The sequence below is a fragment of the Mycoplasma sp. 11548 genome, from assembly GCF_055523555.1.
Genome location: NZ_JBVFVF010000001.1, coordinates 1,051,994 through 1,065,965 on the forward strand (window position 1 = coordinate 1,051,994; position 13,972 = coordinate 1,065,965).

11 protein-coding genes are annotated in these 13,972 nt (G+C 26.2%); 1 reads left to right on the plus strand and 10 read right to left on the minus strand.

Annotation, left to right across the window (positions count from 1 at the left end; translation table 4 throughout):
• Positions 1 to 4 precede the first annotated feature (4 nt).
• From AC0B4K_RS04355 to AC0B4K_RS04365, 3 genes are read right to left on the minus strand one after another with little or no spacing between them, the layout of a single operon-like run.
• The gene (locus tag AC0B4K_RS04355; RefSeq protein ID WP_465103941.1) at positions 5 to 760 is read right to left on the minus strand and encodes a hypothetical protein; all 756 of its coding nucleotides are present in this window, start codon (positions 758 to 760) and stop codon (positions 5 to 7) included.
• Positions 761 to 765: 5 nt separating this feature from the next.
• Positions 766 to 2,112 carry a hypothetical protein gene (locus AC0B4K_RS04360; protein WP_465103942.1) on the minus strand — a complete coding sequence of 449 codons (1,347 nt, stop codon included), beginning with the start codon at positions 2,110 to 2,112 and terminating at the stop codon, positions 766 to 768.
• Positions 2,103 to 2,690, minus strand: coding sequence for a hypothetical protein (locus AC0B4K_RS04365; RefSeq protein WP_465103943.1), 588 nt, complete (start codon positions 2,688 to 2,690; stop codon positions 2,103 to 2,105). The genes AC0B4K_RS04360 and AC0B4K_RS04365 overlap by 10 nt, the downstream gene beginning before the upstream one ends.
• Positions 2,691 to 3,091: 401 nt before the next feature.
• Here AC0B4K_RS04365 and AC0B4K_RS04370 point away from each other — a divergent pair, with 401 nt between their 5' ends.
• On the plus strand, positions 3,092 to 4,624 hold the full coding sequence (locus tag AC0B4K_RS04370) for a transposase family protein (protein ID WP_465103318.1): 1,533 nt from the start codon (positions 3,092 to 3,094) through the stop codon (positions 4,622 to 4,624).
• 585 nt (positions 4,625 to 5,209) lie between these two features.
• Here the strand turns inward: AC0B4K_RS04370 and AC0B4K_RS04375 are convergent.
• From AC0B4K_RS04375 to AC0B4K_RS04405, 7 genes are all read right to left on the minus strand, one after another.
• Complete coding sequence (locus AC0B4K_RS04375; RefSeq protein WP_465103944.1) at positions 5,210 to 5,992, minus strand: hypothetical protein; 783 nt, start codon at positions 5,990 to 5,992, stop codon at positions 5,210 to 5,212.
• Positions 5,985 to 7,850: a S8 family serine peptidase gene (locus AC0B4K_RS04380; RefSeq protein WP_465103945.1), complete on the minus strand. Its 1,866-nt coding sequence runs from the start codon at positions 7,848 to 7,850 to the stop codon at positions 5,985 to 5,987. The genes AC0B4K_RS04375 and AC0B4K_RS04380 overlap by 8 nt, the downstream gene beginning before the upstream one ends.
• A gap of 306 nt (positions 7,851 to 8,156) precedes the next feature.
• Positions 8,157 to 8,792, minus strand: a complete 636-nt coding sequence (locus AC0B4K_RS04385) for an IS30 family transposase (RefSeq protein WP_465103946.1) — start codon at positions 8,790 to 8,792, stop codon at positions 8,157 to 8,159.
• Positions 8,793 to 8,887: 95 nt separating this feature from the next.
• On the minus strand, positions 8,888 to 10,036 hold the full coding sequence (locus AC0B4K_RS04390) for an IS3 family transposase (protein ID WP_465103947.1): 1,149 nt from the start codon (positions 10,034 to 10,036) through the stop codon (positions 8,888 to 8,890).
• A 21-nt stretch (positions 10,037 to 10,057) separates the two neighbouring features.
• Positions 10,058 to 10,639, minus strand: a complete 582-nt coding sequence (locus tag AC0B4K_RS04395; protein ID WP_465103948.1) for a hypothetical protein — start codon at positions 10,637 to 10,639, stop codon at positions 10,058 to 10,060.
• Between the two features lie 183 nt (positions 10,640 to 10,822).
• On the minus strand, positions 10,823 to 11,626 hold the full coding sequence (locus AC0B4K_RS04400) for a hypothetical protein (RefSeq protein WP_465103949.1): 804 nt from the start codon (positions 11,624 to 11,626) through the stop codon (positions 10,823 to 10,825).
• Positions 11,616 to 13,673 (minus strand): S8 family serine peptidase, encoded by a 2,058-nt coding sequence (locus AC0B4K_RS04405; RefSeq protein WP_465103950.1) that lies wholly within the window; start codon positions 13,671 to 13,673, stop codon positions 11,616 to 11,618. Before AC0B4K_RS04405 ends, AC0B4K_RS04400 begins: the two co-directional genes overlap by 11 nt.
• Positions 13,674 to 13,972 lie beyond the last annotated feature (299 nt).

A 13,972-nucleotide genomic window follows, 5' to 3' on the forward strand; every position in this document is an offset into this window, starting at 1 on the left:
TTTTTTAAATATCTTTAATAAAATTATGTGTTTTCTTTTTAAAATTTATCAATATTTTCTCATAAGGTAAAACAAGAGCAAAATATAAATATTTTTCCGGAGTATCAAAAATTTCCTTATCAGTTAAATCATAGTTTACTTTATTGATAAATAAAACTCTTGATTTTTTAGTAAATAAAATACTAATTCTTTTTGGTTTTAAAAATTTTTCCTGATATAGATTTTTTAATTCACTAAGGTTAAGAAAATTTTCATCTAATAGACCTTTATTGTGCGATCTTCATTCTTCTATTTTGTCCCAATCAATTTTAGCAATAGCATAATTCTTTAAATGAAGATGTATAACATAAGCCAAAAATATAAAAAAAGATATAGAAGACAGAAGAAAAAATGGAATTCCAGGATATGGGGTTGTATCTATTAATAAGAAAAGCATTGGTATGTAAATCGAAAATATCTTTGTTGAAATCATTATGATATGTGATAATATTGAAGCATCATTAAATAACTTAGATCTCTTTTGAAAGTATAAACTATATTTATCATAAAGGTTCTTCAGCGCTTCGAAAAACCAGTCATCAATTTTTATACTATTTTCCATAAAATATTTTTGTGTGGCACCAAAGCCCAAAAAATATAATGTAGCATTTATTAAGCCAAGGTTTTTAGTTTTTTTATTAAGTACGAAAATAAAGATAGCATATAAAAACCAAAGCAAAGAAAGTATTGCAAATCCCACAATAATAGCTATATGCAGCATATAATTTAACCTAAATTATCCTTTAAGCTTTTGTTACTGTATTTGCTGCGTATATATTCATATGTATATATTTTGTTATTTTTAGTAACCGTTCGTTTAACTTTTATAAGGTTATAGCTTGCAAGTTCAGATTTACTCATACTAAGCATTTCCTTACGAGTAAAAATCTTACCATCAATTAAGCGCTTAAACAGTCTGTTTGTACCCCCAGTTCCTCCATATTTATACGATTTATTTTGTGGAGATTCAGAAATAACTACAATTTTATTTAGGCTTTTAAATTCTTCTCATTCTTGTTTATTTTTCTGTTTTAATTCATTAGTCTTTCAGATATTAAAATGAATATTCATTAATTCATTCAAGTCTTTTTTTAACTCATTATATGATACCATCATAGAATTTACATCATAAATAAAACTTACAACAGATAACATAGTTGCTGTCGATTTTGATAAAACTCTGGCAGCCTCTTTCTTTCAGGCTTTTAATTCATCATGAAGTAAAAAACTATCAAAAGCAACCTTTCCCATATCTTTACTAATTGATAACAAACCATCATCTCGCAAAGAATCTAACATACCAAGTGTTTTTTTAATAGAATTAGATTTTGTAATATTAACTGATTTAATATAATTAAGAATAATTATTATAATACTTAATGAAATACTAAGGGCTCCTGCAGGCGGTCATAAAAAAGCAATCAGGCTAGCACCAACTGCAGCAAATGATAAAACTAAAATAGCAGTATCTATATCTTTAATAGTTTGCATCGAGTACTGTAATTTTTTTAATAAAACATCTTTTTGTATTAGTTCTTGTTTTGTTTTTTGTAACATAATATGCAATATTTTCGAAGATTCTGAATCTTTATTATTAATATCATTGTTAACATACCAATTTAGTTCAGTTTTAATAACTTCAGGAGCACTATTTTTAAGGTTTTCTTGTTCAGTCTTTTTTAATGGTGTTGTAATTACAGAGTATAAATGTGCATAGGATAGTATAGGGTTTTGATCTATGCTAAAAATTCTTTCATTTATATACTTTAAATTTTGTTCTTCGTTAGTAACCACCACCTTAGACAAAACATCTGTAATAGCTTTATTACGGTATTTGTCGAATTCATCGTGGGTATTTTTTTCTAAAATTTTGTTTAATTCAGTCGGATTTTTAAGCTTTGCTTTTATATCAGAAGCCTTAACTTGTGATAAATATTCTTTTGCTTTATTAATATCATTTTGTTGAGTATTTGTAGTTTTTAAATGTTGCTGACTCACATTATTTATAACACCTGGTGCACTTGCTACTTGTACAATATCTAATGAACTAATGAAATGTTTTTTTATTTTCATAGGGGATCCTTTTCTTTTTTGCTTTTATAAAGTTTGTCTAATGGGAGTATAAGTAAAAAATTTTTATAATCATCTAATGATGTAAATATTTTTTTGTCATAATTATTAATATTTAATTCTATTTTCAGTCTCTTATTTTTAAATTCTTTGTCTTTTAGGAAAAATTTACCATTTTTATTGTTGAAATTAATAAAAAAATTTGAATATTTGGTATGAAAATAATTTTCATCAGGTAACTCACGATTAAATAATCACCATTCTTGAAGTAATTCAGTTGATTTATAGTTTGGAATAATTAATTTGTTATTTCCAACTTTGTAAATAATAAAGAAACTTATAAATACAAAAATACAGTTTATGATTGTAAATATAATAATAAATATATAATATTCTTCGTACATCAACCCAAGAAACACAAAACCACTAAACCCAGAGAAAAAAGTATAAATTTTAAGAATTTTATTTCACTTTGTAGATTTATCTGTGTAGATACAATCTTTTAGATATTTATCATACCTTGATATAAACAACATCATAATCTTAAAATATTCTTCATTTAATTTTAATTTATTTCTCATAAAAAAATCTTTAGTAGATCCATTTAATAAAGCAAAAATATTAAAAAATGGTATTTGATAACTTTTTCGTTTTAAATGGTTTTCTCTAATATAACAAAACTGGATAATTATAAGAATTCCAATCATAATCATTGCAATAATATAAAAATATTTATAAAAAAATATACTATATCACACTGTAGGGTCCAATTTAAATTTATTAAAATCACCAAAATTAACAAATCCGCTTATTCCACGCAATATTGCCTCCTATTTATATTATTTATTATACTGTAAAACATATTTTAAACAATATTATACTGTAAAGCAAAAAGTTTATTGTCCAATGACAACTATTTAGGTCCATATATAAATCCCATGGAAAGTGAACTAATTTAATTAAAATATGGTATAAATTATTTATGAGAATCAAACATAACATAGATAAGTACAAAAACTTAACAAACTACGAACTAAAAAAACAGCAATCTCTCATATTAATTGCTGCTAATATTGAAAAATCTTTATCTCAACTTAGTTTAATTACAAACCTTAGTGTATCAACTGTAAAAAGATATAAAAAAATAATAAAAAGTAATCAAGAAATTGACATCAGTCATAAAAATAAAAATCAACAAAGAAGTTGCAAAGTTACCGATTCAGAAATTGAATTAGTGTTTAAAGATTATTTAAAAACATGTGAAATTATTTTAAATAGCATTCTAACAAATAACCAACTTTCGTTTAAAAGTTATTATTATTCAGAATATGGTTCTTTTATAAGGCAAAAAATTTCTTACAAAACTTTGGTAAGAAGATTCAACCAATTAGGATTATTTAATATACATACAACCAAAAGAGGAAGAAAAATAGCAAAAATATCAAAGAAGAAAACTTCACAAGAGACAACATTGCTATTAAAAAAATATTATAAACAAATTAAACAAAATGAAAAACAAAGACAAGTTTTGGGTCTAAAGAAAAATTTAGAATTTGGTGAAATTGTTGAAATCGATGCTCAGCTTGAACCATATTTAAAAAATAATAAACCATTCTATCTTTATCATGCAATTGATGTTGCTACTGGAACATTATTAGCAGCATGATTTGAAGAACAAGAAACAACATTAGGATATCAAAGACTGTTAGAAATAGTATTTAAGAAATATGGATTTCCAAAGAAAATTTATACTGATAAAAGAAGAACTTTTTGGGGAAACGAAAACGCACAAACAATTTTTGAAAAAGATTTAAATAAAAAAGGAATAGAAGTACTCAGTTCATCTAATCCCAAACATAAACCTCACGTTGAGAGATCTTTTAGAACATCATTAGATCAATACCCATTATTAATTCATGAAAACGGATATAAAGATATTAATGATTTAAAGCAAAATAACGAAGTATTTCAAAATTATTACAACACGAGGAATAAAAAAATAATTTCTAAACATAATGTCTTTCAAAAAGAAGGAAAGAAAAACGGCAATTGAGCCGTTGATTTAGAGATTAATAGAAAAGTTTTAAATGGTGTTGTTAGATACCAAGGTAAAAACCTTGCAGCTTTCGATATGCATGACAAAAGGATTATATTTCCTTATAATTCTGATGTTGTGTTAGTACATTGTTCTGATGATAATTTGTATTTTAAATATAATGGAAAAAAATACTTTGCCAAAGAACCTAATGGAAAATATCTAAGCTTTACAGAAATGTGAGCTCTTGAGAAAGGTTTAGATTATTCTATCCCTGCCGTTGGAAAACTAGCATTTATCCATAAGAAAACAAACTCATTTTTTAAAACTCTTGAATTATACATCTCAAAGTTTAATAGTGTCTCTGTGAATGCACAAGGAAATAACCTTGAAGCCAATAAGATTATGGCTGAGTATTTAGAGATACTTCGAACATTACACAGAAGCATCAATGATGAAATAAAAATTGATGCATATTAATTTTAATATTTTTTAATAAAAAAGAAAATAATAAAAATAGAAAACACGGGCACGTGTTTTCTGGAAGTTTTGCTTACTTTTTCAAAAGTAAGGCCCCCTTGATTGCAATCAAGGGCGGGGGGTTAAAAATCTTTTTGCTTCATTTTGAAATTTTATAGTTAATTTAACAATATGCATAATTATGTCTTAATTTTTTAGACAGTAAAAACATCAAAAAATATATAAATTTTCCAATTTAGTTGCCAAAGAAGAAAAAAATTTTTTTCTTTGTTTTTTCGTTATCTTTTTTTTGTAACAAAAGCATCATAATATAAATCAAAAAATAAAAAAATGATTAACCCCAACAGTCTGGGCAAAAAATTAAAAATGTAGTTCAAAAAAGTAGTTATTCTACATATTTTAAACAATATTATACTGTAAAGCAAAAAGTTTATACTAACACATCTATTAACATTGCTTTTAACTCTTTATGTCATTTAAGCACCAATAATTTTAGGACCCTCTTCTGCAATAATAAATCAATAACAAGTTTTAGGAATTTTTCAATTGGCCATATTTATTATATTTATGTTAAAAAACAGGGAATTATTCTGTCCCTGTTTTTTTTGTTTCTGGTAAAAATACATCATTATACCAATATATAATATCATCTAAGTCGTCATATTTTTTAAATTCCATGTGACTATATTTCGGTGCCTTCATAACTTTCCAAATTTCTGAATAATCATAATACGTTACACCCACATTTCATTTAGGTGCACTACTATTTTTAATACCATATACAAAAAATATATCATTATGTTTAATTCTTATAAGATTGTAATCAGATCCCAGTTCAAAAATGTAAATATCGGATTTACTTAATACCTCATCTACTGATTCACCACCCAAATATGTTGTTTCAAAAAGTTCTTTTATTTTGTTTTCATCTTGATAATTATGAAATGTTTTTGATTTCTTTGCATTATTTATTATTAAATTATTAAAATCTTCAAGAGTTCTAATTTTTATAATTACCGGATCTCCCCAATATTTTGGTTCACCAAAAAAGTGCCAGTTATAAGGTTTTTCAGTTCAGCGTCGATTCTGTTCTGTTGCACTTAAAGTTCTTAATTCATCTGTTATAAAATCTTTCTCAACAACATATTTCAGTTGTTCTTTTTTTGTGTCTTCAGATATTTTTTCATGAAATAAATTATCAGCATCACGCTTTTTAGCTCTTTCCCGAAAATATTCTAACATACCATCCTCATATGGATCCTCATCCGGTTTTTTAATATCTGGATCAGAGTTATTATTGCATGACAATAAAGAAGTTGGTATAAATAATGATGATGAAAAAATTAACAATTTTTTAAGTTTAGTCATTTCTCACCACGTGTGTTGCTGCAATTAAATCATCAACAAAATTAGTTTTTCAAGTAGCATTTCTTTTATAAATTTGATATCTGTACACCCCAGTATTTAAAACAGGATAGTCAATAAGTTCATCATTACTTTTTACTACACTGTGAGATTTAATTGTGTACCAACGACCTCAATTATCTTGTTTTTGAAGAATCAAATCATAGTTTGTAAATAAATAATTTTTATTATGATCATATTTAATGCGTTGTTCAGAATTTTTAAGAATATCCGCATTAGATGTTCAAGAAGCCGCAATTTTTAAATTCTGTCCTGCGGATAGTTTTAGTGATTTACTTGTAAGAATAAGTTCTTGAGTGCTTGCTGGATTTATCTTTGCGATTGAATAATTATTTGCAGCTTCCAACATTGATGTAAAGTGGACTGTCCCAGCGCCATATTTTTCTTCATAGCCATTACTTTTATAGGTTAAATTCTTTAGTTTTGGAGTTATTGATGAGGATGATAAAATCACTTTCACTAGTGGAACTCTAAATTCTGAATTATCAATTTCTGGTTTATTTTTTAGTAAATTAGAAATTAGTCCAGTAACAAACGGAGAAGAATAACTTGTTCCATGCCCATATTGATTTGAGTTATGCCCCACTTGATAAAAATAACCAGGAGCCACAACTAATGGTTTTGCTAAATCTTTATGTTTATTTACAAGCGAATATTTTGAATAATAAGCCACTGAATTTGTTTTTATATTTTCTTTAGTAGAATGATCTTCCAATGCACCAACCACAATTGAGTTAAATGATAATGCATTTGAATTTATATATTGGTTTTTGTCGTTTATATTTCCGGCTGCTATAACATTAATTACACCATATTTACGTGACAAGTAATCTAACGTATGTGAAACATCTGAATAAGTAAACTTACCATCACCATTGCTATGATTTATAAGTCTAACTCCATCTTCAATTACCATCTTCTCAAGTTGAACTTGTCATTCCCCTTGTGTTGAAAATGTTGATAAATATATAGTTGAGGTTTTATCTACACCGTGTCTACCGCCGGCAATTAATGAAACAAAAGTAGAATGATACTCTTTTTTATTTTTGACAATTCCTAGTTCTGATTCACTTATATTAATTCAATTTGCAAAAAAGTTTGTGTAATTATTGTCAAAATTTTTGTGGTAAAGTTCCATTATACCAATTTTACTGTTGAGAACTTTTTTATTATCATAACCTAAACCATTAACCATATCTAAATTATTATGAACTGAATTTATGTATTTATGAACATTTGTTTCATTAGCCATATATTTGCGCATATAATCTTTTTCCTCTGGTGTTGGCTTATAGATCCATTCTAAAATATCATCAGATACCTTATAAGATTTATATTCATTTTTATAAATTATAAACTTAAATATTTCGGGTCATTCCTTTACTTTATTTACCAAGTTTTCACGATCCTTTTCATCTTTGAAGTAAATTCAAACAGTAGGCATTATAAGGCTTGTAATTGTTGATAAATAATTTAAACCTGTATTTTTAATTTTAGTTATAAAATTTTTATTAAAGTCATTTACTTGATCCATATTATCTGCATCAAATTCTGTATTTAATAATATTTTTAGTTCATATTTATTGTCTATATATTCAGTAGTAGTTGTATTGGAACTAGAATGCAAAGTTGTTAGTTGTTCCCGAACTTCAAACCTGTCTGTTTTTAAATTTTCATATCAATAAGCTAAATTTTTACTATGTTGATGTGGTGATAAGTAAACCATAGATGCAACGCAAAATAAGGAACCAATTCCTAATATTTTTTTAATAAAATGTTTCTTTTTCTTTGAAAAATTCACAGTTTTCTCCTTTTTTATATTATTAATTAGTTAATTTGCCCTAATTTTATTTTTATTTTAATAGGACATTAAAATTATAAATTAAAAAAAAAAAAAAACTGAAAATATTTTTTGTTTTTTGGGAAAGTCACTTGCGAGATGTTAACAAAATAATTGTCTTTTAATTTTAACATAATTTTTAGATAAAAAAATGTATGAGAAAACAGAAAACACGGCAGCGTTTTCTCGTCGGTTTTGCTTACTTTTGCCAAAAGTAAGGCCCCTTTTGATTGCAATCAAAGGCGGGGGATTAAAAAAATTTTTAAGTTATCTTATTTTTCCGTACAACTTGCCATAGTTATTTATTTTTTCCATCATATAATCAATTTCTTGCTGAGAGTATTTATCTAAGCTTTTTCCTTTGGGAATGTAATACCTAATTAAGCGGTGCATATTTTCTATTGAACCTTTTTGTCATGAACTATATGGTTGGCATTTAAATAGTCTTTCAGTTGGAATAACCTGGTGCAATAAGACATTTTCACTACCATTATCAACTGTTAAAGTTTTAATCTCTAAGTTATGTTTCTTGATTAGTTTGACAAGAGTTTGTTTTATAGCTTTGGAGTTGCGATTTGAGAGCATAGCATAAGACATTCTGGTTTGCCGTTCAATTATGGTCACAATACAATATGTATCATTGATTTTACCAATAACGGTGTCTAATTCAAAATGGCCGTGTTCAGAGCGATCATTAATATAAGCTGGACGTTTTGAAATTTCTGTAGCATATTTTAATGTTTTAGGTTTAGTTTGTTTTTTCTTCCTTATACCATATTTACCTTTAGATTTTTTAACAATATGGTCAAAATCAAGGAAATAAGGGTATTTTTTGATTATTTTATAAATTGTACTAGGTAAAGGAGCAAATTCATCAGGGGAGAATTTTTTAAAAGAATTCACAAGATAGTAAACTGGGAAATTTTTTTCGGGCGGTTTTACCTTCCCCAACCATACCATTTGTCTAAGCCAAACGGAATGCTTTGGGAAGGTTTTTTTTATCTTATTCTTTTATAATTATATCAGTTTATAAATTCTTTGATTTTTTGTGATAATTCAATAAAAGTAAGTCTTTTACAGGTTTGATGAAAATTTGGGAAAATTTCACTTTTAAGAATTGAAAAGAAATATTCAATTTCACGATTATCAAGACTATTACCAATTCTTGACATTGATATTTTACCTTTTAGTGATTTTATTTTCTTAGTATATTCAAGCGAAGAATAAGCAGATCCATGGTCAGAATGTAAAATAAAATTATTTTTGAATTTTGTATTGGTGATATTATTCAAAATTAGTTCAGTATCATTTCTAAGTGATAATTCATAGGTCACAAACTTAGTTTTATGATCAATAATTGCAGATAAATAAATATGATTCTGTTCAATATCTTTTGGTGCTGGTATATAGGTCACGTCTGTTGCATATATATTATTGTTGCTTGAATTATAATCTCTTTTTACTAAATCAGGTACTTTAACACTAGTATTTTTAGATTCTTTAGTTTTATGTTTTTGTCTAACAAATGTTTTCAAATTCAGTTTTTTCATATAATTTCCTAGGGTTCTAGGATTTATTTGAATATTATATTCTTGGAAAATATATTTAGCAAGTCTCCTTCGTCCATACCTTTCTTTATTTTCGACAAAACTTTGAAAAATTATTTCTTTGTGTTTAACCTTTAGTTCTTTAGTCTTGTTGTTATCTTTCAATTTCTCGTAATATGTAGATCTTGAAACACATATCATTTTAGATTTTTTAGTATGTGAAAGATTCTTGATTTTCTTTATCTTTGAGATATCTGCATCAATATTATTTTCATTAAAAATTCGATAGTAGTATTTTATAACTGCATCTTTTTCATCATCTTTAAGAGTATCAATTCATGTATAATCGAGAACTTTCTTTTTCTTTCTCCCAACACCTTTATCTTTCTTAGGTGATTTACCGCTTTGTGATTCTATGTTCATATTTAAATTATACAGTTTTCTTTTCTTTAACATATTTCTCATTGATTCTTTATTTCAGTATACTTCTCTGATATCAAAACAGAAATTATCAAATTCTGCCTTGGTTATTCCCAGGTTCAAATATTTATCGTATAAGTCAAAAATTTTGACCCATTCCTTAGTCTTTAAATGTCTCATAACTACCTCTTTTTCTTTATATTAAAAATATTCGGATTTTGTCCGAATATTTTTTCCCTGTCTATAGGTAACTGATTTCTTAACTTCTTTTTGGTGCAAATTCTTTTTATTTCTATTTTTATTGTATGTATTAAGCTCACTATACCAATATTTTCTGTAGACCTTTCATTTCTCTTTAATTGCATCACTTACAAAAAAGAGTCGCGAAAATGAATAGCCTAATAAATGTTCGTATAGTTTACTAAAATTAAGGGTTTTAACCCGCATTACTCTTTTTGAACACTTAGGACAAACATAACGATTTTGTTTATCTAAACTAAGTGGTATGCGATTTGTAATAATTTGGATTTTACTTTTTATACTTCGAATGTCTCTATCAAAAATCTTGGCTACTTCTTGGATTGAGAAGCCTTCTGAAAGTTCTTGTAAAATATTATAAAGTTGTTCTAGATCGATTTGATCTGATCGTAATTTTCGTTGCGACTCAAGTGCTCCTTGCATTTTCAAAATAGTATTATGATTCTCTTCGATTTTAAAGTGTTGATATTTATTTTCTTTTCGATATTTGTCAAAAACACAAATATATTTTTCTAAATTTTTCATATAATTTTAAGGTCTCCTTTATTTTTTGAAAAATTATTAATACAACTATTTTATTACAAGGCAGACAAAAACAATGTCACATGCAAAAAAACTTGCATGTGACATTTCCATTTAATAGTTGTTTATATGGTTAATTTATTTCTAACTTAAATATATAAACATACATTATTGAATATAAAAAAATTATGGATAAATTTTCTTATAAACTGTATTATATCATTCTATAACCTGGCTGGTATATTCGTCCATAGATAATAAATCATTAGCCACACGTCTAATTTCTATTTTCATATGCTTTGGTATGCTAAAGACACTTCATAAATAACTTTCAGGAATTACTGTTGGTAAATTAAGACGAGGAGCCCCAGAAATTCGATACAAAATTATTTTATTCTCATCATAAGCAGGTATTATCCCACCAAATCAAGTTGTTAAAATATACGGAATAATGAAAATAGTATTATTTTTTAAAAACTCATATACTTCGTTATTATTTAAATATAATCTACTGAATAAATCTTTAATTTGGGAATCTTCATTAAAATCATCAAAACTGTGAAGTTCTTTAAATCGTTTAATTATATATTCATCAAAGTCTTCTTTAGTTTCTATTTTTATAATTCCTCCAAGTTTTTTTTCAGTAGGAAAATTATCAAAATAAAAAGAATTAAAGGCAAATCGGGTTCCTTCTTTTTTTTGGACCCTCTCGGATTTTATATATACATCATCTTTTAATCACTGCTCAGGTACAAAAACTTTTGTTGTATGAAAGGTTTTGGCTTTTTCATTAAGTTCATCTAAAATTTCAACAAAATTCGTATTTCATGGCAAAGAACCTTTTGTTGTATGAAAGGTTTTGGCTTTTTCATTAAGTTCATCTAAAATTTCAACAAAATTCGTATTTCATGGCAAAGAACAAGATAATGTAGTTAGTGGTGTTGTTAATAAAGCACCAAAAGAAAATCATAGCTTTTTATTAATCTTCATTTCTTACCACATGTGTTACAGCTATTAAATCATATACAGAATTGCTAAAGTCATATTTCTCATACTTTTTAATGCGATATCTATAAGTCCCTGAAGAAGTTGCTTTATATTCTAATAATTCATCATTACTCACTGCAGACTGAATCATCTTCACAACAACCCATTTCCCATTTGATTCCTTTTTTTCTAAATATAAGTCATAATCAGAAAATCAATTGTTGTTTTGACGTTTTATTGCCTCAGATTGAGTCAAACGAATCTCAGATTTATGAGTTAAGTCTCACATTTTACCCTCGGCAATAGTTTTTTGTTTTTCTAGTTCTTGGCTTCTTTTACGTGATGGAGAAAAGAAATTTAAAAATGAATTTCACCAACTTGTATTTTCTTTATACTCTGGCCTAACTTCAGATTGATTTAAAAGACCAGCATTAAACATTCAGGAACTAGATATTTTTATCGTTTGATTCTTTTTTAAATTTATTTCTTTACTTGAAAATACAAAACCACTATCATTAGTTGGATGAATTTTTAGTGTTGAATAGTTGTTAGCTGCTTCTAACATTGTTTTAAAATCAACAGTTCCAGCACCGAATTTTTGTTCATAACCACTTGACTTATAGTTTAAATTGTCGTGCTTTGGACTAACGGCAGATGATGATAAAATTGCTTTTACAATTGGTATTTTATAATCGCTATTTATAATATCTGATCTATATTTGAGTAAGTTAGAAATCAAACCAGTTACTACAGGTGCAGCATAACTTGTTCCATTATAATAACTATTTATATTATATACAGGATTATAAAACTGTGCTGGAGCAACAACTAATGGCTTCGATATATTTTCAAATTCTTTGAAATGACGATAATTTGAATATGAAGCTATTATATTCTTTTTAATATTATACTTAGTTGCAGAATCATCAAGTGCTCCAATAATTATTGTATTAAAAGATAAGTTTTGGTTTGTTATGTAATGTGTATTATTTTCACCATTGTTAGATGCAGCTAAAATGTTAATTACTCCATATTTTCTAGTTATGTAATCTAAAAAATATGCATTTTCATCGTAACCTAAATCATATGATTGGAATCGATTACCATCTTCATCATACATTGATGGCCCATAACTGTGATTGATAATCCTAATTCCATCTGTTTTTACCATTTTCTCTATTGTTGTTGCCCACTTACTTTCATGCTCACCAAAATTATATAAATATATTTGCGAAGTTCTATCAAATCCAAAAGCTCCACCTGCTATCATTGAAACCATTGTGGAGTGTGTTTTATATCAAGGTTTGGTTTGTTCATTAAGATCATTTATTTCAATTCCATTTTTAAAGTATTTTTGATAGCTTTTATCAAATGGATATGCTCATGATTCTAAAACTCCTATTTTATTAATGTGGTTATTATTCATATAACCACTAACTTTTACAATTTCAGCATTTTTCTGAACCGATTGCTTAAATTTTTCAAAGTGTGGGTTTGTTGTATCTGGAGCATAGTTATATGACCCACCGCCATAAAGTCGATCGTTTTCAGAAAGAATATGATTAAGTACATCAATTTTTGCTTGTGGTTCAGGTTTTTCATTTTTAAATAATATAATTTTAAAAATTTCTTTTCAATTTCAAATTTTATCTACAAAAGTTTTTCTTTCAAATTCATTTTCAAAATAAAATCAGACAATAGGCATCATTGTAAGGTTTTCAAATGATTTATATTTTAAATTATTTTGATTAACTTTATTTATAAAATCATGATTAAAATTGCTTAAAAATTCTTCATTTTCAGTTTCAAAACCAGGGTTTAGTAATAGTTTCAATTCAAAATTGTTGTTAACCGGGATAGCAATTGCTTCATTATTTTGATTTAATGCGATAGTGGTGCCTTGGTCCCTAGTTTCAAATTTTATGTCATTAAGATTTTCATATCACATTGTATCTCGTGTAATATATTTGGCCACTGGCGTAGCAAAAAATGTTATTAAAGCACTAGTGCTTATTAAAGTTAAAAAGCCAACTTTTAGTTTCTTTTTCATAATTATCTCCTTAATTTTATGTAAATTTAATTTTAATGTAATCTTTTTTTATTAATAAAATTTCATTCTAATAAATAATTTTAATATTTTAAATATACCTAATAAAATTATAGCATAAAAAATGTTTTGATCAAGGGAAATTGAGTTTTTGAAAATCACATGCGAGATATTAAGAAAACAATTATCTTTTAATTTTTACATAACAAATGTATGCGGAAACAGAAAATGCAGCAGTTTTATAGTGACCCATAAAATTGCACTAAAATTAATTTAAGGATGATCCTATATACTAAATATGT